The following is a 24,644-nucleotide window of genomic DNA, read 5'->3' as shown; positions in this document are numbered from 1 at the left end:
AGCATGAAACGAAGTGATTCTTGGCAGGCGAGGTTATGCCGATTTGCTGGCCGTCGCCCCCGCCGGTGCCGGCTCGACCTTTTCCTCTTCGACGGCGTCGAGCCGGTCGGCGTGACGCAGCACCGGAAAGGCCCACATCCACAGACCGACGATCGCCAGCGTACCGACCGAGCCGATTACGGCGGCGGGAACCGTGCCGAACCAGGATGCGGTGACGCCGGATTCGAACTCGCCCAGCTCGTTGGAGGCGCCGATGAACAGCATATTGACGGCGTTGACCCGCCCACGCATCTCGTCCGGTGTGGCCAGCTGCAACAGCGTCAGGCGTACGTAGACACTGATCATATCGGCAGCGCCGGCCACGAACAGCGCGCCCAGAGAGAGCCAGAACCAGTGCGATAGCGCGAAAATCAGGTTGGCGACACCAAACACGGCGACGGCGGCAAACATCACCATCCCCGCATGACGCTGGATCGCGCGCAGGCCGAGATAGAGCCCCATCACGAAAGCGCCGACGGCGACAGCGCTGCGCAGGGCGCCGAGCCCCTGCGGGCCGACGTGCAAAATCTCGTGGGCGTAGACCGGTAGCAGGGCGATAATGCCGCCGAACAGCACGGCGAACAGATCGAGCGAGATGACGCCGAGGATAACGGGCTTACTGCGGATGTAGTGAATGCCGGCGGTAAAGCGCTGCCAGGCGCTGTCGTCGCTCGGCTGCCGCTTGAAGGCGTAGCGCACGGGCACCACGACCAGCGCCAGCTGGGCAAGCAGGAAGCAGCCGAGGTTGACGCTATAGGTCAGCGCCGGGCCGAGGGTGTAGAGCAGGCCGCCGAGCATGGGGCCACCGATGACGCCGATCTTCATGATCGAGGAGTTGAGCGCGATCGCCTTGCCCAGCTGTTCGCGTGGCACGATCTGGGGCAGCAGGCTCGAGAGTGTCGGGCCGGTGAAGGCCCGAGCCGCGCCGAACAGTACCAGGACGGCGTAGAAGGGCGTGGCAGAGCTCGGCTGCGAGAGCGAAAGCACTACCAGGAGGGCACTGCACACCGCCTGCGCGCCCCAGCTCAGTTGCAGGATGCGTTTGCGATCGAAGCGGTCGACCACGTCGCCGGCCGGCAGCAGCAGGACCACCATCGGTAGAAACTGTGCCAGACCGACGTAACCGAGCGTGAGCGGATCAAGGGTGAGCGCATAGACTTGCCAGGCTACCACGATGGCCTGAATCTGCATGGCGAAGACGGCGGCCAAGCGGGCGACCAGGAAAGGCAGAAAGCCGGGCTGACGGTAGACGGGGCTGTCGCCCTCGGCGACAGGAGAGGCATTGACGGTGGGCATGGTTTCCGGCCGTGACGGGCATTTAGCGTGCGAATCGATAAGCATACGCCGCACCGTGACGGCCTGTCGCCTCGGGATGAGAGCGCACTCGCCATATCCTGCGCCGTGTTGGCTTATTGGCGGCTTGGCATAACGCCTCGTAATGCATCGAGCGAAAGTGCCAAAAGGTAGCGTGATAGACGCATTTGACCGCTCATTTCGACTGTTTGCAGTCACCTCGGCAGCGTATAGTGCGCTCGCCCGGCGGCGGGATCGGCGCCCGGCCACCCTTTCCCACCGTTTCGACTTCGCGTGGTTCGATCGCACGGGGACTGCCGGCATTGTCGGCGGACCGGCATGTTACGAGGTACACATTCGCATGTCTCGGCAGTTGCTCTCCATGGCGCTGGCGCCGCTTCTGGGTCTCTTCATTCTGGGGATCGGCAACGGCTTTCTCGCCTCGCTGATCACGCTACGCCTGGATGCTGCGGGCGAGTCGGTGACGACGATCGGCTGGGTCTCCGCAGCTTATTACATCGGCCTGGCCGTCGGCGCGCTGTTCAACGATCGCCTGCTGCTACGCATCGGCCACATTCGTGCCTATGCCTGTTTTGCGTCGCTGGTCGCGGTAACCGTACTGCTTCAGGGCCTGTGGCTGAATGCTGGCCTCTGGTTCACTCTGCGTCTGATCGGCGGCTGGGCAACCCTCGGGGTCTATCTGGTGATCGAGAGCTGGTTGTTGACAGCAGCGGACACTCGCGTTCGCGGTCGGTTGCTGGCGCTCTACATGATCTCGCTTTATGGGGCCGGCGTAGTCGGACAACTGCTGCTCGGCGTGGCCGACGGCGCCGGACCGAACCAGCCGTTCATGATCGTGGCCATGCTGGCGTCGCTCTCCGTGTTGCCGCTAGGGATGATCCCCCGTGTCTCGCCGCTGATCGAACAGGCCGAACCGCTGTCGCCGTGGCGCTTGATCACGGTGACCCCGACCGGGGTGATGGGTTGTTTCGGCTCAGGCCTCGTGGTTTCGGCAATCTACAGTCTGCTGCCGCTCTATCTGCAGCGCGACGGCTTCGATGTGCAGCGTATCGGGGAGATGATGGCGGTGGTCATCCTCGGCGGCATGCTGCTGCAATATCCGATCGGCCGCTGGTCGGATCGCCACGATCGCCAGATCGTGCTGATTCTGATCGGTGGCGTGATGACCGCGCTCTGCGTCGGCGTGATGCTGATGCCGGATCTGCCCGGTCTGCTGGCGGCGGTCCTGTTCCTGTTGGGCGGGGGTGTCTTCGCGCTCTATCCGGTGGCGGTCAGTCATGCGGCCGACCGGGCGCCGGCGGGCGCGTTGGTGCGCATGAGCCAGGGGCTGCTGCTCATCAATGCACTGGGCGCAACGCTCAGTCCGCCGCTGATCACCCCGTTGATGACCCACGTCGGCGACGCCGGGCTATTCATGGCGCTGGCCGGATTGGGGGCGATGCTGGTCGCGTTTTTCATCTGGCGTCGAAGCCGCCGGCCGGCACCGGTACCGGTAGCGCCGTTTACTTCCAACCCGCCGCAGTCGGTGGTCGGTGCCGAGCTCAGCGTGACCGAGGCACTGGTGCAGGGGGCGATCGAGCATGAGCAGCAGGAGGATCTGTCGCAGGTCGTGCCCGAAGTGGAGACGGCGGTGCCGGAATCGCCTGAAAATGGTGGGGCAGCGCGCGTCGACAGCGAAGAAGCAGGCGCCCCCGTACGTTGACGAGCGAGTGTCAGCGCGCGGGATCGATCACGCCGCCGAGCGAGGCGTTGCGGCGGAACCAGCCGGCGATGCTGGTGCGCGGTAGACGGGTCGGCAACACTTCGTGGGGAATACGATCGGAGAGAAAGCAGGCGAAGGTACCGGCTTCCGGATGGGCCCGGGCGACTTCTCGCTCGGTCTCCTCGGCATCGTAAAGCGCCATCTCACCGCCGCCATCGACCGGCCAGTCGGGATTGAGGTAGAGCACGGTCGAGATGACCCGGTTGGCGCGGCCGCGGAAGCTGTCGTAATGCTTGCGATAGAAGGCGCCAGGCGGGTAATGCGCGAAGTGCGCCTCGAACTCGAAGAGCCCTAGATAGAGGGCGATGTTGATCTGTTGCTGAAGTTCGCCCATGAGCGCCAGATAGCGTCGCTGGGCCAGGCTCTCGCGATCGAGCCAGTGGATGGCATCACCGCGAATGTCGCGGCGCAGCGTGTGTTCGCCGCCACGACCGATCCCGGCCTCGTGCAGGCCCTCGCGGGTTTGCAGGCTATCTACATCCTGCGACAGCGCGCGGCATAAAGCGGGCGCGATGAAGTGTTCGCCGACGTACCAGCCCTGCTCGACGAGCGCATCGATCAGCGGTGTGATCTGCCGGGTATCCCAGAGCGTATCGGCGTTGGGGATAACGGTCATGGCGGTGTCTCGCGGTCTCGGAGGGGGTGGCCGGCCGCGGCGGTGCGTGACCGCCGCGGATGATAGCGCAGTTCGCCCGTCGGCGGCGGTTGTATCAGTGACAGCGGTTGCGTGAACCCGACCACCAGTAGCTCGACCAGCATCATGGCCGACAGGCCCCAGATGACGCGTCCATCGACGCGATAGCTGGGGATGTAGTGTGCAACCTCATCGATTTCTATCACGTCGGTATGCGTGCGCGGGTCGCCGAGCAGGTAGCGCAGGGGGACTTCGAAGATCGTCTCGATTTCGCCAGGTTCGGCGAGCAACGGCAGATCGGGTGGCACGAGGCCGACATAGGGCGTGACACGCAGGCCATGCAGCGAGAGAACATCGCTCAGCTGGCCGATCACTTCTACCTCGCTCGGCGGCAGGGCAATCTCCTCGCGGGATTCGCGCAGGGCGGTGGCCAACAGGTCGGCGTCCGCCGGCTCGCGCTTGCCGCCGGGAAAGGCGACCTGGCCTGCATGCTGCTTGAGATGCCGGGTGCGCTGGGTCAACAGTAGTGTCGGTTCCGCATGCGTGACGACCGGCAGCAGAACCGCCGCCTGGGGCAGCGACGCGTCTAGCGGCATTGGTCGATGCGCTTGCAGGCGTTGACGAAGTTTCTCTAACATGCGATGTCGATCCTGTCTGGTCGGCGCTGTCGAGCCAAGCGGCGCTGTGAGCCGTTGTCGGCTCTTTGTCGCCTGCGCGGCACGCACCGTCGGTACCCGCTGCCGTCGGCCACTCTTCGAAGGCTCCCGGGCGAGCACCCGAGGGCGGTTGCGAGGCCCCGATGAACTACTGTAGCCACTGCGGTCATGCCGTGCGATTCGCCATCCCCGACGGCGATGATCGCCCACGCTTTCTGTGCGACGCCTGCGGCACGATTCACTATCAGAATCCGCGTATCGTTGCCGGCACGCTGCCGGTGTGCGGCGACCGCATATTGCTGTGTCGTCGGGCGATCGCGCCGCGCAAGGGGTTCTGGACGCTGCCGGCGGGGTTCATGGAAAACGGCGAGACCGTGGAGCAGGCGGCGCTGCGGGAGACCCGCGAAGAGGCATGCGCCACGGTGGATGCGGTCTCGCTCTATACCCTGATCAGTCTGCCGCATATCAACCAGGTCTACATGATATTCCGGGGCGCGCTCGAGGGCGATTTCGCGGCGGGCCCGGAGAGTCTCGAGGTCGAGCTGTTCGAAGAGACGCAGATTCCCTGGGACGAACTGGCCTTCCCCACGATCGAGCGCACGCTGCGCCACTTCTTCGATGATCGCCGAGCCGGGGATTATGGGCTGCATCTCAGCCATATCGGCGAGGAGGAGCGGGAGCGCTATTTCGGCTCCGCCTGAGGCCCTGGTAGCGACGCTAGATCGCTCAGCGGCCAGACATCGTAGGCTGGCGTCTCATAAGGATGGGCGGTGAGCAGCGCAGCGATGGCCTCGCGAATGCGCGCCTCCTCGCAGACCAGCTCGACCTTTATCTCCTCGATCTTCGTCAGGTCGCCCACCTTGCCGATATGCGGATCGGCACCGTCTAGCGGGCGAAACTGCCCCTCGCCGCGAGTCTGGAAACAGCAGCCTTCGTAGTCGCCGAGACGCCCGGCGCCGGTGGCAAAAACGGCCGCCTTGACGGCTTCGCAGTGCGTTTCGGGAACGTAGAATGCCAGCTTGTACATGGTTCTCCGCTCGGTGTTGTGGTGCCTGCCCGCCGGCGCCCGCTTGCGGCCCGGGGCGTGTGGATAAAGTCAGCGCCGGGGCGGTGGGCCGCCTGAGGTGATGATGGCATAATGGCTGGCGCTTCGACAGCCGCGTCGGCGGTCGTCGACATCGGTTCGAGTGAAGGCGTTCTGGCCAGCGGCAGGGAGGTCGCCGGCCGGGATGGAAGACGCTTGGCGAGTTTCAGGGGGCCCGGCCCCGTCATCCCGGGACAACCAGGAAGGGATATCAGCGGCAATGTGGAAATGGGTCATCGCGGTGCTGATCGTCATGCTGGGGCTGATGCAGTATCGGCTCTGGTTCGGCGAGGGCGGCATTCGCGAGTACAACGATATTCAGGCGCGCGCCGATGCGCTCGAAGGCGCGACCGACACGCTCAAGGCGAGAAACGACCGACTCGCGGCGGAGGTGGTCGACCTCAAGACGGGACTGGACGCGATTGAGGAGCGGGCCCGTAGCGATATCGGCATGGTGCGTCAGGACGAGCAGTTCTTCTGGGTGCCCGATGTCGAGGATCGCGACGCGGGGCCGGCGGCTAGTACGGGAGTGGTCCAGCCATGACGCTTTGGTTGATCGTCCCCGCCGCCGGGCGCGGCAGCCGCATGCAGGCCGAGCGACCCAAACAGTATCTCTCCCTCGCCGGCCGCAGTGTGCTGGGGCGCACGCTGGAGCGCCTGCATCAGGCGATGCCGGATGCCGTGTTGCGGCTCTGTCTCGACCCCGAAGACGACTGGTTCGACGCGGCCGATGTGCCGTTCGAGCGCTGGCAACGCGTCGACGGTGGCGCCGAGCGTGTCGATACCGTGCGGCGTGCGCTGGCGACGCTGGCCGATGAGGCGCGCGACGACGACTGGGTTCTGGTCCATGATGCAGCCCGCCCCTGCGTGCGCCTCGAAGACTTGCAGGCGCTGCGCGCGACGCTGGCCGACGAGGCCATCGGCGCGCTCTTGGCCTCGCCCGTCTCCGATACCATGAAGCGCGCCGACGAGCGTGGCCGCGTGCAGCATACCGAGCCGCGCGATGGCCTGTGGCATGCCTTGACGCCGCAGGCGTTCCGCTTTGATCTGCTGCGCCAGGCGCTGGATGCCGCGCTGGCCACCGGTACGGCGGTGACCGACGAGGCGTCGGCGATCGAGGCGATGGGCCTGTCGCCGCGTCTGGTGCGTGGCAGTCGCGACAATCTCAAGATTACCCACCCCGAGGATCTGGCGGTCGCCGCGAGAATCCTGTCGCTGCAGGCGGAGACCGAGGCGACGCGTGAACAAGGAGTCGATGCATGAACCTCAGGATCGGACACGGCTTCGACGTCCACCGCTTCGGCGACGGTGATCACCTGATGATCGGCGGCGTGCGCGTGCCGTTTTCGCAGGGTTTCGTTGCCCACTCGGATGGCGATGTGCTGCTGCATGCGATCAGCGATGCCCTGCTGGGCGCGGTGGCACTGGGCGATATCGGCCGCCATTTCCCGGATACCGATCCGGCATGGAAAGGGGCCGACAGCCGGGCGTTGCTGCGTCACGTGGTCGAGCTGGTGCGCGAGTCGGGTTACGCGGTGAGCAATCTGGATGCCACCGTGATGGCGCAGGCTCCGCGTCTATCGACGTGGATTCCGGCCATGCGCGAGACACTGGCTACCGATCTCGGCGTTGCGCTCGAGGCGGTCAACGTCAAGGCAACGACCACCGAGCGTCTCGGTTTTACCGGCCGGGGTGAAGGCATTGCCGCGGAGGCTGTCGTGCTGCTGGGTGCCGTGGCGTCATGAGTGACGAGACCCGAACCTGGCCGCCGGCTTGGGCGTTTGTCGATGGCGCGCCCGCGGTGGCGGGGGAGTACCGTAATGGCGCCGAGACGTTTCAGGTCGAGGAGGTGCTCGGTTTCGAGCCGGAGGGGGCGGGCGAGCACCTCTGGGTGTGGATCGAGAAGCGCGGCGCCACGACGCCCGACGTCGCACGGCTGCTGGCGCGGGCATTCGACATTTCTCCGCGCGATGTCGGTTATAGCGGACTCAAGGATCGCGACGCGGTGACGCGCCAGTGGTTCTCGTTGGCGCTTCCCGGTCGCGAGGCCCCCGAGGGCTGGCAGGCAGGACTTGCCGCACGCGGGGTGAGCTGTCTCGAGGCACGACGTCATCCGCGCAAGCTCAAGCGAGGTGTCCATCGCGCCAACCGCTTTCGTCTGCGAATCGCCGGCGAAGCGCCGGCCGATCCCGCGACTCGGGTCCGCTGGGAGCGTCTGGTGAGTCAGGGCGTGCCGAACTATTTCGGTCCGCAGCGTTTCGGGCCCGAGGGGCGCAATGTGCAGCGCGCGCGACAGCTGTTCGCGCGTGGCTGGTCCAAGCGGCAGGACCCGCATGGCCTGCTGTTGTCGAGCGCACGCAGCTATCTTTTCAACACGGTGCTCTCCGCCCGGGTTGCCGAGGGCACCTGGTCGGTGCCCCACGCGGGAGACGTGCTCAACCTGGAGGGTACCGCAAGCCGCTTTTTGGCCGACACGGTGGATGCCGCACTCGAAGCGCGGGCCGCCGTCGGTGACTTGCACCCTACCGGGCCGATGTGGGGGCGCGGGACTCTGGAGAGTACCGGCGACGTGGCCGCCGCCGAACGCAACGGGGTGGCAGGCCATCCGGCGCTGCGTGACGGCCTGGAAGCTGCCGGCGTGCGCCAGGATCGGCGGCCGCTGCGGATGCGCCTGGGCGAAGCCGAGTGGCTACCGGAGCCCGATGGGGCTTGCTGGCTGACATTCTCGCTGCCACGCGGTGCCTTCGCCACCAGCGTGCTTCGCGAACTGTTTCATCACCCCACGCTGGCATGAGATGCCTGGTATGAGATATCTGGTATAAGGTGCCCCGGCTGGCGGCGACCGACGAGGAGAGAGCGAGATGCGCAGACTGCTGCTATCCAATGACGACGGGGTGCACGCCCCTGGGCTCACGGCGCTGGCCCAGGCGCTGGAGCGCTACGCGCGACTGCGCGTGGTCGCCCCCGACCGAGATATGAGCGGGGCGAGCAATTCGCTGACGCTGACCCGGCCGTTGGCGCTGACGGCGCTGCAGAGCGGTTTTTACAGCGTCGACGGAACGCCGGCGGACTGCGTCTACCTTGGTGTCAACGGCGTCTGGGAAGAGAAGCCCGACCTGGTGATTTCGGGCATCAACCATGGCGCCAACCTCGGTGACGACGTGCTCTACTCCGGCACCGTGGCGGCGGCCATGGAAGGGCGCAACCTGGGCATGCCGGCCATTGCCATTTCGCTCTGCGGCCAACGTCATTTCGATACCGCCGGTCGCGTCGCCGCGAGTCTGGTCGGTGCCGCCGAGAATCTGTCGCTACCGCCCCGCAGCCTGCTCAATGTCAACGTGCCGGATCTGCCCTGGAGCGAGATTCGCGGCTTCCGCGTGACGCGGCTCGGCTATCGCGGACCGGCATCGCAGCCGATCCGGGTGAAGGATCCGCGTGGCCGAGATCGCTACTGGATCGCGGCTGTCTCGGAAAATGCCGACGATGGTCCGGATACCGACTTCGCGGCCATCGAAGCGGGCTATGTCTCGATTACACCGCTGCAGACCGATCTGACCCGACACGCAACGCTGCAGGACGTACAAGGCTGGCTGGATGGACTCGCACACGCCTGAGCAACTCAGCGGCGTCGGCATGACCTCGCAACGAACTCGCAATCGCATGGTCGAACGACTGGCGCGCGGGGGCATTCGGCATGCCGATGTGCTGGCCGTCATGGCCGCCGAGCCACGTCATCTGTTTCTCGATGAGGCACTGTCGCACCGGGCGTACGAGGATACCTCGCTGCCGCTCGGGCTAGGGCAGACGCTGTCGCAGCCGTGGATCGTCGCGCGCATGAGCGAGCTGGTGGCGCAGGCTACGCCTAGCCGGGTGCTGGAAATCGGTACCGGGTCTGGCTATCAGACGCTCATTCTCTCGCGTCTGGTGGCACGCGTGTGGAGCGTGGAGCGAATCGCCGCACTGCAGGACAAGGCGCGTCTGCGTCTCGGTCGACTGGGGGTGAGCAACGTCAGTCTGCGCCATGCCGATGGTGGCATGGGCTGGCCCCAGGCCGCACCGTTCGACGTGATCCTGCTGACCGCGTGCGCCAGTGAGCTGCCACAGGCGCTGCTGGCGCAGCTGCGCGATGGCGGTGTGTTGATTGCACCACTGGCAGATGGAGACGGGCGCCAGTGGCTGACGCGGGTGCGTCGCCGCGGACACGCTTTCGATCATCAGCGTCTGGAAGAGGTGCGTTTCGTACCGTTATTGGAAGGAGTCATTCGTTGAAGCGCAGCGTGAAGACCGTATTGAAAGGGATGGGAATGGGCGCGGCCGATGCCGTGCCCGGCGTGTCCGGAGGGACGATTGCGCTGATCGTCGGGATCTACGAGGAGTTGATCGAGACGATCAAGCGCTTCGGGCCTCGCGCCGTCGGTGTGTGGCGCGACCGTGGCCTCAAGGCGCTGGTGGGCTATCTGAATCTGCGCTTCCTCGTACCGCTGGTCCTGGGCATCGGGATCAGTCTGGTGACGATTGCGCATCTGGTGACCTGGCTAATGGCCAGTCACGAGCTGTTGCTTACCGCTTTCTTCTTTGGGCTGGTGCTGGCGTCGGCCTGGGTCGTGATGCGTCAGGTCGGGCACTGGCGCTGGCGTTACGGTTTGCCGCTGCTGTTTGGCCTGACGGTGGCGGCCTATCTGCCGCAACTGCTGCCGGACATGAGTGCCGCCGGGAATGTCGCGCTGTTCTTTGCTGGTGCCATTGCCATCAGCGCCATGCTGCTGCCGGGCGTGTCGGGCAGCTTTCTGCTGCTGGTAATGGGCCTTTACGGCACGGTGATGAGCGGCATCAAGAATGCCGACATCGGCATGATCGCGATCTTCGGGGCCGGTTGCGTGCTGGGGCTCTTCACCTTCTCCCGCGTGCTCTCCTGGCTCTTGCGCCACCACCACGCCATGACGCTGACGGCGATCGTCGGTTTTATTCTGGGGTCGCTGCCGCAGCTGTGGCCGTGGCGACAGATGGCGAGCTATCGCCTGGGGGCGGACGGTGAACCGGTGGCCCTAGCTTATCACTATTTGATGCCGGCGGATTATGCCGCGGTGACAGGCGAGCCGTCACAATGGCCGTTCGCCTTGGCCTTGATCGTCGTGGGCATCGTGGTGGTCATGTGGCTCGGAGAGCGCAAGGCAGTCTCCGCGTGACCCAACGCTGGACCCACCGTGCATTCATTCTATGGAAAAGGGATTTTTTTCATGAGTAAACGTCGCAACGCACTGCTGATCGGATTGCTGCCTGTGCTGGCGATCGGCGTCAGTGCCTGCACCACATCGAGTGGGCGCCCGCAGGTGCAGGATCTCTCCGTCAGTCGCCATGGGGAACCGAGCGCGACCTATACCGTCAAGCGCGGCGATACGATTTACGGCATCGCCTGGCAGAACCGGGTGGATTTCCGCGATCTGGCTCAGCTCAACGGTATCTCGCCGCCCTATCGTCTCGAGCCGGGGCAGCAGTTGCGGTTGCGTCAGGGCGCGGCGCTCAACGCGGCCCAGAGTGACGGCAGCCGGGGAGACAGCAATGGTGCCACGGTGACGGCGCTTGGCGGCGGCTCGGCCGGCTCGGGCGAGGAGAACCCCTCCTGGCTGCTGCCGTCGGAGAGCGGCAGCTCGACCAACGCCAGCAATGGGGCGTCGAGCGCCGGTGGGGCACCGGGGCCAGTCTACGAATCGGATCGCGACCAGGCGACGGCCGGCGCGGTGGCGGCGGCCGGAAGCGTGACAGGCGAGAGCGGCGCGGCGTCCGGTGCTTCGGCATCGTCGGGTTCGTCCGCCACGGCTGACGCCGAATCGTCATCTTCGTCTGCTTCCATGGGGGCTGACGCGACAGACAGTGACGCCGGAACCGACGCCGGCACCGAGGTGGCGGGAGAGCCGAGCGGTGCGCCCTCGCGCTCCGACAGAACCTATCAGCCGGTCGATGAAGTGCCTTGGCAGTGGCCGGTCGACGGCGAGGTGATCGGGCGTTTCGATGACGATTCCAACATCACCCCCGGCATTGATATTGCCGGTCAAAAGGGGCAACCTGTCAAAGCAGCCGGGCCAGGTATTGTGGTGTATGCCGGTGATGGTGTGCGGGGATATGGCAACCTCATTATCCTCAAGCACAATGATCGCTTCTTGAGCGCTTACGCGCACAACGACACGTTGAGAGTCAAAGAGAACGATGTCGTCGAGGCTGGAGAGACGATAGCGACCATGGGGCAGACGGATGCCGACCAGGTCGAGCTACATTTCGAGGTCCGTGTGAACGGCCAGCCTCAGGACCCACTGCAATACTTGCCTGCGCGCTGATCGACAATCGGCGCACCGAACCGCTGAAGAAGGAGCTGCCCGCCGGTTGATCAAGGAACTTCGTCGATTTCACGTTGGGGCCGAGGCCAGGAGCGCCCGCCCGCAGCCGTGTCAGTCGCCGGACGATCGAACACGGGCAGCACCCGAAAGCAGGGACAGTTAAAAAAATAGAGAGTAAAGGAAGACGCGGTCGCCATGGTGCGATTCCGCCCCATGGCGAGGTACTCAGGTAGCCGAGATAGGGGTAGTGGACATGAGCATGCTTGAACGGGATATTCAGGATGTTGAGCTCGAAGGCGTCGATACCGCAGCCAGTGCGAACGACGACACGGATAGCAAGGACGATGAAAGCGCTTTCGAAAAGGCGCTCAACCGTGAAGAAAACACCTACCACCATAGCCTCGATGCAACGCAGATCTATCTCAACGAGATCGGGTTTTCGCCGCTGCTGACGCCGGAAGAGGAAGTCCATTACGGGCGCCTTGCCCAGAAAGGCGATCCGGCAGGGCGCCAGCGGATGATCGAGTCCAACCTGCGTCTGGTCGTCAAGATTGCCAGACGTTATCTGAATCGCGGTTTGTCGCTGCTCGACCTGATCGAGGAGGGCAATCTCGGTTTGATCCGTGCCGTGGAGAAATTCGATCCCGAGCGCGGTTTCCGTTTTTCCACCTATGCCACCTGGTGGATTCGCCAGACCATCGAACGGGCGCTGATGAATCAGACGCGTACGATTCGTCTGCCGATTCACGTGGTCAAGGAACTCAATATCTACCTGCGTGCGGCGCGCGAGCTGACGCAAAAGCTCGACCATGAGGCGACCGCTGAAGAGATCGCGGAGTTCCTCGACAAGCCGGTCGGTACGGTGAAAAAGATGCTGGGGCTTAATGAACGCGTCTCTTCCGTCGACTATCCGATGGGCGCGGAGAGCGACAAGCCGCTGATCGATACGCTGGCCGATGAGAACGAAGTGGGGCCAGAGTCCTACCTGGTCGACGACGACGTCAAACAGCATGTCGACGAGTGGCTATTCGAACTCAGCGAGAAGCAGCGGGAAGTTGTCGTGCGTCGTTTCGGCCTGCGCGGTCATGAGGCGGCGACGCTGGAAGAGGTCGGTGAAGAGATAGGACTGACGCGCGAGCGGGTGCGCCAGATTCAGGTCGAGGCGCTCAAGAAGTTGCGCCGGATGCTCGAGAAACAGGGGTTGTCGATGGACTCGATTTTCGAATGACTCGCCTGGGCCGGGGAGGTGTGCAAAACCCGGTCAAGCGGGGGCCGACTATTGATCCCCACGCATACATGCGGCATTGTATGTAAACCGTGAGCGGGGCGTCAGCAGCATGCTGGCGCCCCGGTCATTTTTGATGGGGTGACAGTGCCCGGCACTGCCCGCCTGTTGCCGCCGTCCGAAAACAGTGAATACTGGGTGCCTGCGCGGCAGTGATCGTCGGTGGTTCAAGTCAACCCGCATCGGGTGGAGAGCTGCCGGGATTGCCCATCGTCAGGGCTCACCGATAGGAAAATGTCTCGATGTCGCCTCTTACTTCGTCGCCGTCGCGGTCCCCGCTGCGACATGCCATCTCGCTGTTGATTGCGGCCTCGTTCGCACCCGCCGTGCACGCGGCGGATCTGCTGACCATCACCCAGGACGCGCTGAACCATTCGGCCACGCTGAATTCGTCTCGCTCGACCTTCAACAGCACCGAAGCCGGCCAGGACGTCGAACGCGGCGACCTGCTGCCGCAGATCAGTGCCACCGGCAGTCTCTATCGCTACAACTCACTCGAGTCTCAGAGCGTCGAGGGCGGTAGTAGCTCGCCTACCGGTTCCAGCAGTGGCGATGAGGATTACAACGGCAGCAGCCTGGGCGTCAACGTAACCCAGGCGCTGTTCGACGCCTCCAACTGGTACGAGTATCAGCAAAGCAAGAAGCAGGTTGGCCAGCAGGCACTGCAGCTCGAGATCGATCAGCAGCAGCTGCTCTATGATGTCTCTTCCGCCTACTTCGAGATTCTGCGCGCGCGGGAGGTGCTGGAAGCGCGCCAGGCGCAGGAGAAGGCGATCAACCGCCAGCTCGAGCAGGCGCAGGAGCAGTTCAACGTCGGTCTGGTGGCGATCACCGATGTCAACGAAGCGCAGGCTGCCTTCGACTCGGCGCGCGCGCAGCGTATCGCCGCGCGCAACGATCTACAGATCAGCTTCGAGGCACTCGAACGCCTGACCGGCCAGCAGTACGAAAGCATCGAAGGGCTGGATGACGACCTGCCGGTCGAGCCGCCGACGCCGACCAACCGCAGCGAGTGGGTGAATATGGCCATGGCCAGTAGCCCCTCGATCCAGTATGCCCAGGCTGCGGTCGATGTGGCGGAGTCCAGCGTCGATATCGCCCAGGCCGGCCATCTGCCGACGCTGGATGCTTTCGCCGACTACTCCTTCTCGGACAATGACCGGGACCAGCTGCGCGGTCATAACGAAGACTTGCAGGTCGGCGTGCAGGCGAACCTGCCGATCTATACCGGCGGCTCGACGAGTGCCGCCGTGCGCCAGAATACCTATTCGTTGGAAGCCACCCAGTACGACTTCGAAGACCAGCGCCGCTACACCACTCAGCAGGTGCGTTCGCTGTTCACGCAGGTGGCCAACGATGTCGAGTCCGTCGAGGCCCAGCGCCAGGCAATCGTCTCCAGTCGCAGTGCGTTGGAAGCGACTCGCGCCGGTTACGATGTGGGTACGCGTAACATCGTCGACGTGCTCGACGCCGAGCAGTCGCTCTATGAGTCGATCTCCGACTACGCCGACGCTCGTTATACCTACGTGACCGATCTGCTGCAGCTGCGCCAGCAGGCCGGGGTGCTCAACCTGGAGGTGATTCGGGGTACCAACCGCTGGTTGCGCGACAGCAATCAGGTGTCACTGCAGCTGACGGACGATCCGGCGATGTCGAACGGGTCATCGCTCGACGACATTGGCGAGCGTCCTACGCCGCCGCAGCCCTGATTGCCGCGACGCCGGTTGTCACACCTCGCGCCGCTGCCCGTGCAGCGGCGTTCTTGTGTCAGGCCGCCGCGCGAAGAACGGCGGCGAGGTGACGAATGCCGGGAGTCCCGCGCCCCGGTAGAATCATCCCGGTAAAATACATAGCCTTGTTAAATACATGGCCCTGTTAAATAGAGAGCCCGCGCCGTTGTCGGCCACATCGGTCAATACCCCAAGGAACGCTCATGGCTCGGCCCATTGTTGCCGATATCGACCTCGACGCGTTGCGTCGCAACTACTCCCTGGCACAGACGCTGGCGCCGAATAGCCAAGCGATCGCCGTGATCAAGGCCGATGCCTATGGCCACGGGGCTGTCGCCTGCGCCAAGGCGCTTTCCCACCAGGCGCCGGCTTTCGCGGTCGCGTCGCTGGAGGAGGCGAGGGCGCTGCGCGAGGCGGCCATTCGCCAGCCGATTCTGCTGCTTGAAGGCATCTTCGAGCCTATGGAGCTCGCCGAGGTCGAATCGCTCGGGCTATGGCAGGTCGTGCACAGCGATTGGCAGATCGAGGCGCTGATGGCGTATCGGCCGGCGGCGCCCATGACGGTCTGGCTCAAGCTCGATTCGGGCATGCACCGCCTGGGCTTTGCGCCGTCGGCTTTCGCCGCGCGCTGGCATCGGCTCAAGGCGGCAAAGGAACGGGTGCGCGATCTGCATCTGATCAGCCATTTCGCCAGTGCCGATCATCTCGACAGCCCCCAGTTTGCCGCCCAGTGGCAGGCGATTGATACCTTGCGTCAGTCTCTCGGCGCGTCGATCTGCGTGGCCAATTCGCCGGCTACGCTCATCCGTCCGCCGACCCGGGCGGCGTGGAACCGGCCGGGGATCATGCTCTATGGCAGTAACCCGTTGCAGGGTAACCTGCCCGACAGCATCGAGCTGGCGCCGGTCATGACCCTGCGCTCGCGGCTGATCGCGGTACAGTCACTCTCTGCCGGTCAGCCGGTAGGTTACGGTGGCCGCTGGCGCAGCGCGCGGCCGACACGAATCGGCGTAGTGGCCGCCGGCTATGGCGATGGCTACGATCGCCATGCCGCCGACGGTACGCCGGTGTTGGTGGACGGCAGGCGCTGTCCCCTTGTCGGGCGCGTCTCGATGGATATGCTCACGGTCGATATCAGCGATCTGCCCGACGCGGGCGTCGGCAGTGAAGTGACGCTGTGGGGCGATGGCTTGCCGGTGGACGAGGTCGCGGCGCACTGCGATACCATCGGCTACACGCTGTTGACCGGTGTACTGCCGCGGGTACCGCGCCGCTATCAGGGCCAGCGCTGACGTCAGGCCGTCGCCCCTGCTGACGTCGATAGATTTCGCTACACTACCCCTAATTTTTTGGCTCGAGCCATGTCGCTTGGGCCAGCTCGCCGAATCGGAAGGCTCATGGCCAAGAAAGTCTACCCTGCCAATCACGCACATCCCCGTTACTGGGGCACCTGGCTCGCGATCCTGTTGATGCGCTTGGGCGCGCTTCTTCCCTGGCGATTGAAGCTGGCGGTGGGCAAGGGGATCGGGTTGCTGACCTGGCGCCTGGCCAAGCGTCGCCGCCATATCACCGAGACCAATCTGGCGCTCTGCTTTCCCGAGATGGACGATGCGCAGCGCGCGGATTTGGTCAGACGGACCTTCGTCGCCAACGGGATCGGCATTCTCGAGACGGCGACCGGCTGGTGTCGTGATCCCGAACATCTGCGCCACCGTGTGGTCTTTCGCGGCGCGGAGCACATGGAGCAAGCCATGGCGCAGGGCAAGGGAGCGCTGATTATCGGTATTCACTTCTCGACGCTGGATCTCGGCGGTGCGCTGCACTCGCTCTTCTTCCCGGCGGACGTCGTCTACCGCCCCCATGACAACCCGGTGTTCGAGAACTTCATGACGCGCGCGCGCCGCGGTATCTTCGGCGCGGCGATTGATCGCCACGACCTGCGCGGCGTGGTTCGGCGAATTAAATCGGGGCATGCGGTCTGGTATTCGCCGGATCAGGACTTCGGCCGCGAGGCGAGCGTGTTTGCCCCGTTTTTCGGCGTGCCGGCGGCGTCGCTCAAGTTGACGGCCAAGATCGCGCGCATGACCGGGGCCCCCGTCATGCCACTGATGTTTCATCGCAATCCGGACAACCGCACCTATACGCTCGAGTACCTGCCACCGCTGGAGAATTTCCCGAGCGGTGATGATGAGGCCGATGCGGCACAGGTAAATGCCTTCATCGAACAGGCAATTCGCCGCCATCCCGAGCAGTATCTGTGGCTGCACCGGCGCTTCAAGACGCGACCGCCGGGCGAAGCCTCCTTCTATTGACCGGCTATTGACCGACGCATCGGTAATTGACGAGGCCGGGAAGAGCCGCTCACCGATCGATATCATTTGTCAGCGAACGGTGCAATGAGCTTGACGAAAAGCGTCCTAGCGACAAGGCTTGAAGGGTCCCCAGGGATCGAGGGGGCAGGCCACCGCCGGGCGGGTGCTCATGGCGGTCAGTCCAATGGAATCAGTGCAGGAAGGAATGCCATGCTCAGCTATGCCGTGATTTTTCTTATCGTCGCCATCATTGCCGGGGTTCTCGGTTTCGGCGGCGTCGCCGGGGCCGCCGCGACTATCGCCAAGGTGCTCTTCGTCATTTTCCTGATTCTGTTCGTGGTATCGCTGATCCGCGGCCGAGGGCGCTGAAAGACGTCATTGCCGACAGGCAGCCGGGTCGATAGGTCCGGCAACGCAAGACGCCCGCCATGGTCAACCATGGCGGGCGTCCGCGTTTATTGACGTTGACCGGCGACAGGCCGGCGCAACGGTGATCGATCAGGCGTCGATACGCTTGTACTTCATGCGCTTGGGAGTGTCGCTGCCGACGCGCTTCTGATGGTCGGCTTCATAGTCGGTGTAGTTGCCCTCGAAAAAGACCACGCTCGAGTCACCCTCGTAGGCCAGAATGTGCGTGGCGATACGGTCGAGGAACCAACGGTCGTGCGAGATCACCAGCGCACAGCCGGGGAAGGCGAGCAGGGCCTCTTCCAGCGCGCGCAGCGTCTCGATATCGAGATCGTTGGAGGGTTCGTCGAGCAGCAGTACGTTGGCGCCCTGCTTCAGCGTCTGGGCCAACTGCAGGCGTCCGCGTTCGCCGCCGGACAGTTCGCTCAACCGCTTCTGCTGGTCCGTTCCCTTGAAGTTGAAGCGACCGACATAGGCGCGCGAGGAGACTTCGTAGCCGTTGATGCTGAGCATGTCCTGGCCGTCGGAGACGGCTTCCCACACGGTCTGGCTATTGTCGAAGTGGTCGCGCAGCTGTTCGACGTAGGCGACGTCGACGGTCTCGCCGATCACGACTTCGCCGCTATCGGGCTGTTCCTTGCCGTCGATCAACTTGAACAGTGTCGACTTGCCGGCGCCGTTGCCGCCGACGATACCGACGATCGCCCCGGGCGGAATCTGGAATGACAGGTTGTCGAACAGCAGCTTGTCATCGAAACGCTTGGCGACATCGTGGAATTCGATCACCTTGTCGCCGAGACGCGGACCAGGCGGAATGTAGATCTCGTTGGTCTCGTTACGCTTCTGATAGTCGCCGGACTGCAGTTCGTCGAAGCGGTTAAGGCGCGCCTTGCTCTTGGACTGACGGCCTTTCGGGTTCTGGCGGACCCACTCCAGCTCCTGCTTGATCGCGCGCTGGCGGCCGGCCTCGGCCTTGGCCTCCTGCTCGAGGCGTTTCTCTTTCGATTCCAGCCACTGCGAGTAGTTGCCCTCGAAGGGAATGCCGTGGCCACGGTCCAGTTCCAGAATCCAGCCGGCAACGTTGTCGAGGAAGTAGCGGTCGTGAGTGATCGCGACCACGGTTCCCGGGTAGTCATGCAGGAAGCGTTCGAGCCAGGCGACCGATTCCGCGTCCAGGTGGTTGGTCGGCTCGTCGAGCAGCAGCATGTCGGGGCTCGACAGCAGCAGACGGCAGAGCGCGACACGGCGGCGCTCGCCGCCGGAGAGGTTGCCTACCGTGGCGTCCCAGGGCGGCAGGCGCAGGGCCTCGGCGGCGACTTCCAGCTTGCGCTCGATGTTATGGGCGTCGGCGGCTTCGATGATGTTCTCGAGCCTTGCCTGCTCCGCCGCGAGCGCATCAAAGTCGGCGTCGGGCTCGGCGTAGGCGATATAGACCGCCTCGAGCTGCTCCTGGGCCTTCTTCACTTCGCCGAGCGCTTCCTCGACGGTCTCGCGCACGTTCTTGGCATCGTCGAGTTGCGGCTCCTGCGGCAGGTAGCCGATGTTGATGCCCGGCATCGGTCGCGCTTCGCCGTTGTACTCGGTATCGACGCCGGCCATGATGCGCAGCAGCGTCGATTTGCCGGCACCGTTAAGACCGAGCACGCCGATCTTGGCGCCGGGGAAGAAAGAGAGCGAGATATCCTTGAGGATCTCGCGCTTCGGGGGGACGATCTTGCCCACCCGGTTCATGGTGAAAACGTATTGCGCCATGGAAATCCGGTTGTCCGTCGGGGTGGAAAAAGTCAGGCAGTGATCGCGCGGCATCCGCAGCGGGACGCGCGTCTGTTTGAGGAAGGGTAAACGACTACCGCCCGTAATGCGAACGGGCGCCGAAGCGCCCGTTGACGAGGGTGCGGGAGCCAACGAGGCTCACTCCTCCTCGTCGCCGAAGTCGCCGTACCAGTCATCGTCGATGACGCGTTTCAGGCGGCGCTCTTCCAGTAGTGCTTCGACCTGGCGGCGCGCTCGCAGCGAATCGGCCTTGCTGCTGCGCGGCCGCTCGAACTGTTCATCGTTGACCGCGTCGTCGAATTCCTGGTCGTCGGTGTAATCTTCACGGCTCATCGTCGGCCCTCCCGTGATATTGGCATCACAATGACGCTCGAGGGCTATATATCGCCGAATGGCGTGAGACACAAGATTTAGGTGGTTAAAAAAATCTATCGGCCGTCGTGCGGGCGCTGGCGTCAGGCGGTGTCGCGTTCGGCCTTCAGGGTTTCCAGCTCCTGCAAAGCTTCTACCAGGCCGGTGACATCCTTCTGCACGCCGACGAAATAGGTCAGTTGATCTTCCTCGTCATAGACGGGCGTGATCGACAGCTCGTTCCAGAACTGGGTGCCATCCTTGCGGTAGTTACGCAGGACCTCGCGGCAGGGACGGCCCTCACGCAGGGCGGTACGCACGCGGTCGATCGCCGGCTGGTCACGATCGCCGTTCTGCAGAAAACGGCAGTCGCGATAGAGAATCTCGTCGATGCTGTAGCCCGTCAGGCGTTCGAAGCCCTCGTTGGCGTAAATCAGAATGTTCTCGTCGCCCTCCTGCTCGGCGACCACGATACCGTCGTCCGAGGCATTGACGATACGCTCCAGCAGAGCGGGGCTGATCATGGGGGGGCGTTTGTTGGTACTGGCCATCCTTGCCTCCAGGCGGGACATCCGGCGAATTGTAGGGACGATACAACAAGCGACATGATGCCACGCCGGACCGGGATTACAACGCTTTACCCGGCCCCCGGGGATTAGCGCTCGACCTCCCTGAGAGCGTGCGCGCTGGCGGCAGCGGCCAGCGCTAGCAGGGCGAGCAGCAGCAGTAGACCGGCGCTACCGAACCATTGAGCCAGGCTCCCCAGTGCCAGACCGAGGACCAGCATCAGGACCCCGGTGAAGGTGTTGGAGAAAGCCACATAGAGTGCGCGGGTGTCGCTGTCGGCGAGATCGACCACGTAGGTCTTGCGACCCAGGCGGATCCCCGCGTGAGCGATCATCAGCAGGCCGTAGACGATGGCGTAGGGCCAGACGCTGGTGCGCCAGGGGGTGGGCAACCAGACGCAAGCGGCGCCCGCCGCGCAGCAGATCGCCGCGGCAATGGCGCTGTTGCGCATCACCCGGCGGCTGGAGCGGTCCGCCAGTCGCCCCCAGATCGGTCCGGCGATCATCCCGGCAAGGCCTGAGGTCACGATGAGAATACCGAGACTGGCCAGATCGGTGCCGCTGTTCTGCTGGCCGAGCAGCGCGAGGTAGGGCAGGGCGAGCGCGCTGGAAAGCAGCAGGGCCCGCGACAAATTGAAATGCAGGAAACCACGGTCCCGACGCATCAGTCCGATACCGTCCTTGACGCTCTTCCAGGCATTGGCGCCGCCATCGGTGGCCCCCGGCGCTTCGCGGATTGAGGCGGCGAAGAGGGCATTGATGCCCCAGCCCAAGGCGGCGGCGGCGAGCAGTATGGCCAGCGCCCAGCTGCCTGGCCGGTCCCCGAGCAGTATCAGCACGGCGCCGACGATCAGCGTTAGCGCACCGGCGATGCTGGCGCTCCAGCCCATCAAGGTGCCGCGACGCTGCTTGGCGATGGTCTTGCCGAGCACGTCCTTGGTTGCCACCGAGGAGAGCCCTCGTCCCAACGACAGCCCTGTCAGCGCGATCAACACCAGTGCGCCGCCCCAGGTGCCGTGACCGAACAGCGCCAGCAGCGCCAGAACTAGAGCGCCGATCGCCTGGATGACGCCACCGGCTACCCAGACCCACTTGCGCACTGCCCGTAGGCGGATATAACCCGCGATCAGTAGCTGTGGCAGTAGGGCGCCGGCTTCGCGGATCGGGACCAGCAGGCCGACCATCCAGACGGGCGCACCGATCGCGCCCATCAGCCAGGGCAGAATCAGGCGCGCGTTGGAGAGTTCATCGGCGAGTTTGTTGCCCAGCGCGGCGATGAGATGGCGGAAGACGTTGCCGGGTTGCTCATGGCAGGCTTCGTCGGAAATATCGCGACACAGGCGGCTGTCCTCGTCGCCGGTCAGTCGTTCGAACAGCCGGGAGAGGGGGATATCCTTGGCACTCATGAAAACGTTCCCTGTTTCCTTGTTGAAGGGTCGTGGTGAAAAAGCGGATGTCGGCGGCTCGCGCCGGACACACGCGGCGGTACCGTTACCGGCCTCCGGGGCCTGGTACTTGAGGTGTCCGACATGACCGGCGCATCATGCGGTCTCCCCTTTGCTTAGGAGAGCCCGATGGCCCGTATTCGCATCCATTATTGCACCCAATGCCAGTGGCTGCTGCGCGCCGGCTGGTACGCGCAGGAGCTGCTGCAGACCTTTGGCGAGGACCTCGAGGAGGTGGCACTGGCGCCGAGCCATGGGGGGCACTTCGAGGTGCTCTACGATGAAGACACCTTGTGGGAGCGCAAGCGCGATGGCGGCTTCCCCGACATCAAGGCGCTCAAGCGGCGCGTGCGTGACCGGCTCGATCCCGCGCGCGATCTCGGGCATACGGATCGCGCTTGAGAGCGGAGGGGGCGCCTCGCGGGCGTCAGCATTCCTGCTCTTGCCTCACCACCACTGTTTGCGTTTCAAAAGCCACATGACCCAGCCGCCGACGATCGTGGTAATCGCCAGAAAGATCACAAAGCCGTAGGGGCTGTCGGCGCCGGGAATGCCGCCGACATTGATGCCGAGCAGGCCGGTCAAAAAGCTGAGTGGCAGGAACACGGTGGTAATGATCGCCAGCATGTACATGCGCTGATTGAGCCGCTCGTTATGCTCGCTGAATAGCTGCTCTTGCAGGATCAGGGCGCGCTCCTGCATGGCGTGAAAGTCTTCCACGTAGCGCGATAGCTGGTTGGCGCTCTCGCGGATCGACACCTTGGTGTCCTCGTCGAACCACTCCGGGCCATGCGCGATCTGCTCGAGACAGTCGCGCTGTGGTCCCATGAAGCGACGCAGCGTGATCAGCGAGCGTCGCAGCCGTGACAGGTCGTCGGGATCGACCGGGCGGTCGCTCAACTGATCCTCCTCGAGCTCGCCAAGGCGGTCGTCCAACTGATGCGAAACGTCGCCGACCTTGTCGACCAGGCTCTCGGCTAGCCAGGCGAGCAGGTCGGGAATCGAGAGTGCCCCTTCGCCCTGGTCGATGCGCTCGCGCACTTCGCTGGCCGATTTCAGCGGGCGCCGCCGCAGGGTGATGAGGCGATTGGGGGCCGTCCAGAGGCGTAGCGAGATCAGATCTTCCGGCGCCGCGCCAGGGTTGAGGTTGATCCCGCGCAGGGTGCTGACCGCGCCGTTGCGGAAACGCGCCACGCGTGGCCGCGTATCCTCTTCCAGCAGGGCTTCGATTACCGCCTCGTCCAGCGAGGCAATCTCATCCAGGTAGGTGTTGACGTCGACGTGGCGGAAATCCAGATGCATCCACAACGGTCGAGAGGGGTCCTGCCAGGCTTCGCGTAGTTGGCGCACGCTGAGCAGCGTGCCGCCGCCACGACCATCCAGCTCGTAAGCGGCGACCAGTGCTGTTTCGCCTTCCATGCTACAGCCTCCTTGCTTGCTCGTGGCTCGATAGGCGAGCCTCTTCAATGTTTTGACGGTCGTCGCCATCGGGCGCTGACGGCGGTCGCGACGGGCTGGCGGCGCGTTACGGTCGGCGGCTCAGCCGGCGCTTGGCGTCTGCGTCTCCAGCATTGGCGCGAGTTGTGGCCAGACGTTATCCAGAATGATGGGTTGCGCCTCGGCGGTGGGATGAATGCCATCCGCCTGGAGCATGCTGTCGAGATCGACTCCCTTCAGCAGGAATGGTACCAGCGGCAGGTCGTAATCGCCGGCGAGCTGCGTGAAGACACCGCGAAAAGCGTCGCTGTAGGCCGGACCATAATTGGGCGGGACCTCGATGCCGAGCAGCAGAACGCGCGCCCCAGCGTCGCGACTGCGTTCGATCATCTTGGAAAGATTGACCTGCATTTGCTGCGGCGACAGGCCACGCAGACCGTCGTTGCCACCGAGCTCCAGAAGAACGATATCGGGATGGTATTGTCTGAGAATCTCGGGGAGCCTAGCCGAACCGCCGGAGGTCGTCTCGCCGGTGATGCTGGCATTGACGACCTCGTGGCCACTGCCCACCCGCTGACGCAACAGGTTGACCCAGCCCTGATCCGGGTCGATGCCGTAGGCCGCGCTCAGGCTGTCCCCCATGACGAGCAGGGTGTCGGCGCGTGCCTGCGACGATGCCAGCGGCGCGACCGCGATAGACAACAACAGACACAACAACAGCAGTACGCCACACAGACAGCGCCTCGCGACAGCGGCGACGGGTAATGTCCAACCAGGTACAGGGAACCCAGGCTCCATGTCTTACTCCTCGGAGAAACAGCAGAAACGAATTTTACACGCCAGCGAACTGAGCAAGCGGGTGAAAAGCGGTGAACGCGAGCTCGTTATCCTCGACCAGTTGTCGCTGGAGGTCGAGCGTGGCGAGAGTGTGGCCATCGTAGGCAGTTCCGGTGCCGGCAAGTCGACCCTGCTGGGATTGCTGGCCGGACTCGATACCCCCACCGCGGGCGAGCTCGAGCTGTTCGGTCAGTCACTGCGTGCGCTCGACGAAGATGGACGCGCCGCCCTGCGCGCGGGTCGGGTCGGCTTCGTCTTTCAGAACTTTCAGTTATTACCCACGCTGACCGCGATGGAAAACGTTATGTTGCCGTTGGAACTGGCTCCCCGGCAAGACGTCGCGGCCAAAAGCCGTTACTGGTTGACGCGCGTCGGGCTGGAAGCGCGTCTGGACCATCTGCCCAAGCAGCTTTCCGGCGGCGAGCAGCAGCGCGTGGCGGTCGCGCGGGCCTTCGTCGGCGATCCGGATCTGGTCTTTGCCGACGAGCCCACCGGTAACCTCGACGAGGAAACCGGCAAGCGCATCATCGATCTGCTCTTTACGCTCAACCGCGAATCCGGCACCACCTTGATCCTGGTGACCCACGACCTGTCGCTGGCGCGGCGCTGCGATCGCTGCCTGACGCTGGAGGGCGGCACGCTCAAGACGGTCGAGCAACGCCACGGCGCCGAAGCCTGA

General features: G+C 64.3%; 27 protein-coding genes. 17 read left to right on the top strand and 10 right to left on the bottom strand.

Annotated features, from left to right (window positions below; translation table 11 throughout):
• Positions 1-33: 33 nt before the first annotated feature.
• On the bottom strand, positions 34-1,335 hold the full coding sequence (locus MC381_RS16665) for an MFS transporter (protein WP_251978884.1): 1,302 nt from the start codon (positions 1,333-1,335) through the stop codon (positions 34-36).
• A 358-nt stretch (positions 1,336-1,693) separates the two neighbouring features.
• Between MC381_RS16665 and MC381_RS16660 the strand changes: the two genes are divergently transcribed.
• Complete coding sequence (locus tag MC381_RS16660) at positions 1,694-3,055, top strand: MFS transporter (protein ID WP_251978883.1); 1,362 nt, start codon at positions 1,694-1,696, stop codon at positions 3,053-3,055.
• Between the two features lie 10 nt (positions 3,056-3,065).
• On the opposite strand, the gene MC381_RS16655 is transcribed toward MC381_RS16660, so the two are convergent.
• Both MC381_RS16655 and MC381_RS16650 read right to left on the bottom strand, forming a co-directional pair.
• Positions 3,066-3,731, bottom strand: coding sequence for a 2OG-Fe(II) oxygenase (locus MC381_RS16655; protein ID WP_251978882.1), 666 nt, complete (start codon positions 3,729-3,731; stop codon positions 3,066-3,068).
• Complete coding sequence (locus MC381_RS16650) at positions 3,728-4,387, bottom strand: CoA pyrophosphatase (RefSeq protein ID WP_251978881.1); 660 nt, start codon at positions 4,385-4,387, stop codon at positions 3,728-3,730. The genes MC381_RS16655 and MC381_RS16650 overlap by 4 nt, the downstream gene beginning before the upstream one ends.
• Before the next feature lie 161 nt (positions 4,388-4,548).
• Between MC381_RS16650 and MC381_RS16645 the strand changes: the two genes are divergently transcribed.
• Positions 4,549-5,106 (top strand): NUDIX hydrolase, encoded by a 558-nt coding sequence (locus MC381_RS16645; RefSeq protein ID WP_251978880.1) that lies wholly within the window; start codon positions 4,549-4,551, stop codon positions 5,104-5,106.
• On the opposite strand, the gene MC381_RS16640 is transcribed toward MC381_RS16645, so the two are convergent.
• Positions 5,088-5,432 (bottom strand): YqfO family protein, encoded by a 345-nt coding sequence (locus MC381_RS16640; RefSeq protein ID WP_251978879.1) that lies wholly within the window; start codon positions 5,430-5,432, stop codon positions 5,088-5,090. The two genes, MC381_RS16645 and MC381_RS16640, sit on opposite strands and share 19 nt — an antisense overlap.
• A gap of 277 nt (positions 5,433-5,709) precedes the next feature.
• Here MC381_RS16640 and ftsB point away from each other — a divergent pair, with 277 nt between their 5' ends.
• The 13 genes from ftsB to MC381_RS16575 all read left to right on the top strand — a co-directional run bounded on the left by ftsB (position 5,710) and on the right by MC381_RS16575 (position 17,517).
• On the top strand, positions 5,710-6,033 hold the full coding sequence (ftsB, locus tag MC381_RS16635; RefSeq protein ID WP_251978878.1) for a cell division protein FtsB: 324 nt from the start codon (positions 5,710-5,712) through the stop codon (positions 6,031-6,033).
• A complete protein-coding gene (ispD, locus tag MC381_RS16630) occupies positions 6,030-6,752 on the top strand; it encodes a 2-C-methyl-D-erythritol 4-phosphate cytidylyltransferase (RefSeq protein WP_251978877.1) in 723 nt (240 codons plus the stop codon). Before ftsB ends, ispD begins: the two co-directional genes overlap by 4 nt.
• On the top strand, positions 6,749-7,234 hold the full coding sequence (gene ispF / locus MC381_RS16625; RefSeq protein ID WP_251978876.1) for a 2-C-methyl-D-erythritol 2,4-cyclodiphosphate synthase: 486 nt from the start codon (positions 6,749-6,751) through the stop codon (positions 7,232-7,234). Before ispD ends, ispF begins: the two co-directional genes overlap by 4 nt.
• Positions 7,231-8,283, top strand: coding sequence for a tRNA pseudouridine(13) synthase TruD (gene truD / locus MC381_RS16620; protein ID WP_251978875.1), 1,053 nt, complete (start codon positions 7,231-7,233; stop codon positions 8,281-8,283). The genes ispF and truD overlap by 4 nt, the downstream gene beginning before the upstream one ends.
• 67 nt (positions 8,284-8,350) lie before the next feature.
• Positions 8,351-9,103, top strand: a complete 753-nt coding sequence (gene surE, locus MC381_RS16615) for a 5'/3'-nucleotidase SurE (RefSeq protein ID WP_251978874.1) — start codon at positions 8,351-8,353, stop codon at positions 9,101-9,103.
• 19 nt (positions 9,104-9,122) lie between these two features.
• Positions 9,123-9,758 carry a protein-L-isoaspartate(D-aspartate) O-methyltransferase gene (locus tag MC381_RS16610; RefSeq protein ID WP_251978873.1) on the top strand — a complete coding sequence of 212 codons (636 nt, stop codon included), beginning with the start codon at positions 9,123-9,125 and terminating at the stop codon, positions 9,756-9,758.
• The gene (locus MC381_RS16605) at positions 9,755-10,675 is read left to right on the top strand and encodes a DUF368 domain-containing protein (RefSeq protein WP_251978872.1); all 921 of its coding nucleotides are present in this window, start codon (positions 9,755-9,757) and stop codon (positions 10,673-10,675) included. The genes MC381_RS16610 and MC381_RS16605 overlap by 4 nt, the downstream gene beginning before the upstream one ends.
• Positions 10,676-10,726: 51 nt before the next feature.
• Complete coding sequence (locus MC381_RS16600) at positions 10,727-11,821, top strand: peptidoglycan DD-metalloendopeptidase family protein (RefSeq protein WP_251978871.1); 1,095 nt, start codon at positions 10,727-10,729, stop codon at positions 11,819-11,821.
• Between the two features lie 253 nt (positions 11,822-12,074).
• Positions 12,075-13,049: an RNA polymerase sigma factor RpoS gene (rpoS, locus tag MC381_RS16595; protein WP_251978870.1), complete on the top strand. Its 975-nt coding sequence runs from the start codon at positions 12,075-12,077 to the stop codon at positions 13,047-13,049.
• 299 nt (positions 13,050-13,348) lie between these two features.
• On the top strand, positions 13,349-14,815 hold the full coding sequence (locus tag MC381_RS16590; protein WP_251978869.1) for a TolC family outer membrane protein: 1,467 nt from the start codon (positions 13,349-13,351) through the stop codon (positions 14,813-14,815).
• A gap of 224 nt (positions 14,816-15,039) precedes the next feature.
• Positions 15,040-16,128, top strand: coding sequence for an alanine racemase (gene alr / locus MC381_RS16585; RefSeq protein WP_251978868.1), 1,089 nt, complete (start codon positions 15,040-15,042; stop codon positions 16,126-16,128).
• Positions 16,129-16,233: 105 nt separating this feature from the next.
• The gene (gene lpxL, locus MC381_RS16580; protein WP_251978867.1) at positions 16,234-17,148 is read left to right on the top strand and encodes an LpxL/LpxP family Kdo(2)-lipid IV(A) lauroyl/palmitoleoyl acyltransferase; all 915 of its coding nucleotides are present in this window, start codon (positions 16,234-16,236) and stop codon (positions 17,146-17,148) included.
• Positions 17,149-17,358: 210 nt separating this feature from the next.
• Positions 17,359-17,517: a DUF1328 domain-containing protein gene (locus MC381_RS16575; protein ID WP_251978866.1), complete on the top strand. Its 159-nt coding sequence runs from the start codon at positions 17,359-17,361 to the stop codon at positions 17,515-17,517.
• Between the two features lie 129 nt (positions 17,518-17,646).
• Here MC381_RS16575 and ettA read toward each other — a convergent pair whose 3' ends face one another.
• From ettA to MC381_RS16555, 4 genes are all read right to left on the bottom strand, one after another.
• Complete coding sequence (gene ettA, locus MC381_RS16570) at positions 17,647-19,308, bottom strand: energy-dependent translational throttle protein EttA (protein ID WP_251978865.1); 1,662 nt, start codon at positions 19,306-19,308, stop codon at positions 17,647-17,649.
• Between the two features lie 159 nt (positions 19,309-19,467).
• Positions 19,468-19,662: a PA3496 family putative envelope integrity protein gene (locus tag MC381_RS16565; protein ID WP_251978864.1), complete on the bottom strand. Its 195-nt coding sequence runs from the start codon at positions 19,660-19,662 to the stop codon at positions 19,468-19,470.
• 122 nt (positions 19,663-19,784) lie between these two features.
• Entirely contained in the window at positions 19,785-20,231 is a 447-nt protein-coding gene (locus MC381_RS16560) for a PAS domain-containing protein (RefSeq protein WP_251978863.1), read from the bottom strand.
• A gap of 104 nt (positions 20,232-20,335) precedes the next feature.
• Positions 20,336-21,652, bottom strand: coding sequence for an MFS transporter (locus tag MC381_RS16555; RefSeq protein WP_251978862.1), 1,317 nt, complete (start codon positions 21,650-21,652; stop codon positions 20,336-20,338).
• Between the two features lie 168 nt (positions 21,653-21,820).
• On the opposite strand from MC381_RS16555, the gene MC381_RS16550 reads away from it, so the two are divergent.
• The gene (locus MC381_RS16550; protein WP_251978861.1) at positions 21,821-22,093 is read left to right on the top strand and encodes an Rdx family protein; all 273 of its coding nucleotides are present in this window, start codon (positions 21,821-21,823) and stop codon (positions 22,091-22,093) included.
• Positions 22,094-22,138: 45 nt separating this feature from the next.
• On the opposite strand, the gene MC381_RS16545 is transcribed toward MC381_RS16550, so the two are convergent.
• Together MC381_RS16545 and MC381_RS16540 are read right to left on the bottom strand one after the other, a co-directional pair.
• On the bottom strand, positions 22,139-23,110 hold the full coding sequence (locus MC381_RS16545; RefSeq protein ID WP_251978860.1) for a zinc transporter ZntB: 972 nt from the start codon (positions 23,108-23,110) through the stop codon (positions 22,139-22,141).
• A 120-nt stretch (positions 23,111-23,230) separates the two neighbouring features.
• Positions 23,231-23,926 carry an arylesterase gene (locus tag MC381_RS16540; RefSeq protein ID WP_286009775.1) on the bottom strand — a complete coding sequence of 232 codons (696 nt, stop codon included), beginning with the start codon at positions 23,924-23,926 and terminating at the stop codon, positions 23,231-23,233.
• Between MC381_RS16540 and MC381_RS16535 the strand changes: the two genes are divergently transcribed.
• Positions 23,925-24,644 carry an ABC transporter ATP-binding protein gene (locus MC381_RS16535; protein ID WP_251978859.1) on the top strand — a complete coding sequence of 240 codons (720 nt, stop codon included), beginning with the start codon at positions 23,925-23,927 and terminating at the stop codon, positions 24,642-24,644. The genes MC381_RS16540 and MC381_RS16535 overlap by 2 nt on opposite strands.

It is taken from the genome of Salinicola avicenniae, assembly GCF_023736115.1.
In the GTDB taxonomy this organism is placed as follows: domain Bacteria; phylum Pseudomonadota; class Gammaproteobacteria; order Pseudomonadales; family Halomonadaceae; genus Salinicola; species Salinicola avicenniae.
The sequence above is the reverse complement of the archived record's forward strand: the minus strand, read 5'-3'. Positions and strand labels throughout refer to the sequence as shown.

Coding starts and splice junctions, on each gene's coding strand:
- MC381_RS16590 (WP_251978869.1), top strand. CDS start 13,349: ATGTCGCCTCTTACTTCGTCGCCGTCGCGGTCCCCGCTGCGACATGCC.
- MC381_RS16640 (WP_251978879.1), bottom strand. CDS start 5,432: ATGTACAAGCTGGCATTCTACGTTCCCGAAACGCACTGCGAAGCCGTC.
- ftsB (WP_251978878.1), top strand. CDS start 5,710: ATGTGGAAATGGGTCATCGCGGTGCTGATCGTCATGCTGGGGCTGATG.
- MC381_RS16665 (WP_251978884.1), bottom strand. CDS start 1,335: ATGCCCACCGTCAATGCCTCTCCTGTCGCCGAGGGCGACAGCCCCGTC.
- MC381_RS16555 (WP_251978862.1), bottom strand. CDS start 21,652: ATGAGTGCCAAGGATATCCCCCTCTCCCGGCTGTTCGAACGACTGACC.
- rpoS (WP_251978870.1), top strand. CDS start 12,075: ATGAGCATGCTTGAACGGGATATTCAGGATGTTGAGCTCGAAGGCGTC.
- MC381_RS16575 (WP_251978866.1), top strand. CDS start 17,359: ATGCTCAGCTATGCCGTGATTTTTCTTATCGTCGCCATCATTGCCGGG.
- surE (WP_251978874.1), top strand. CDS start 8,351: ATGCGCAGACTGCTGCTATCCAATGACGACGGGGTGCACGCCCCTGGG.
- MC381_RS16650 (WP_251978881.1), bottom strand. CDS start 4,387: ATGTTAGAGAAACTTCGTCAACGCCTGCAAGCGCATCGACCAATGCCG.
- MC381_RS16600 (WP_251978871.1), top strand. CDS start 10,727: ATGAGTAAACGTCGCAACGCACTGCTGATCGGATTGCTGCCTGTGCTG.
- MC381_RS16545 (WP_251978860.1), bottom strand. CDS start 23,110: ATGGAAGGCGAAACAGCACTGGTCGCCGCTTACGAGCTGGATGGTCGT.
- MC381_RS16535 (WP_251978859.1), top strand. CDS start 23,925: ATGTCTTACTCCTCGGAGAAACAGCAGAAACGAATTTTACACGCCAGC.
- lpxL (WP_251978867.1), top strand. CDS start 16,234: ATGGCCAAGAAAGTCTACCCTGCCAATCACGCACATCCCCGTTACTGG.
- ettA (WP_251978865.1), bottom strand. CDS start 19,308: ATGGCGCAATACGTTTTCACCATGAACCGGGTGGGCAAGATCGTCCCC.
- MC381_RS16565 (WP_251978864.1), bottom strand. CDS start 19,662: ATGAGCCGTGAAGATTACACCGACGACCAGGAATTCGACGACGCGGTC.
- alr (WP_251978868.1), top strand. CDS start 15,040: ATGGCTCGGCCCATTGTTGCCGATATCGACCTCGACGCGTTGCGTCGC.
- MC381_RS16560 (WP_251978863.1), bottom strand. CDS start 20,231: ATGGCCAGTACCAACAAACGCCCCCCCATGATCAGCCCCGCTCTGCTG.
- MC381_RS16655 (WP_251978882.1), bottom strand. CDS start 3,731: ATGACCGTTATCCCCAACGCCGATACGCTCTGGGATACCCGGCAGATC.
- MC381_RS16550 (WP_251978861.1), top strand. CDS start 21,821: ATGGCCCGTATTCGCATCCATTATTGCACCCAATGCCAGTGGCTGCTG.
- truD (WP_251978875.1), top strand. CDS start 7,231: ATGAGTGACGAGACCCGAACCTGGCCGCCGGCTTGGGCGTTTGTCGAT.
- MC381_RS16660 (WP_251978883.1), top strand. CDS start 1,694: ATGTCTCGGCAGTTGCTCTCCATGGCGCTGGCGCCGCTTCTGGGTCTC.
- ispD (WP_251978877.1), top strand. CDS start 6,030: ATGACGCTTTGGTTGATCGTCCCCGCCGCCGGGCGCGGCAGCCGCATG.
- MC381_RS16645 (WP_251978880.1), top strand. CDS start 4,549: ATGAACTACTGTAGCCACTGCGGTCATGCCGTGCGATTCGCCATCCCC.
- MC381_RS16610 (WP_251978873.1), top strand. CDS start 9,123: ATGACCTCGCAACGAACTCGCAATCGCATGGTCGAACGACTGGCGCGC.
- ispF (WP_251978876.1), top strand. CDS start 6,749: ATGAACCTCAGGATCGGACACGGCTTCGACGTCCACCGCTTCGGCGAC.
- MC381_RS16540 (WP_286009775.1), bottom strand. CDS start 23,926: ATGGAGCCTGGGTTCCCTGTACCTGGTTGGACATTACCCGTCGCCGCT.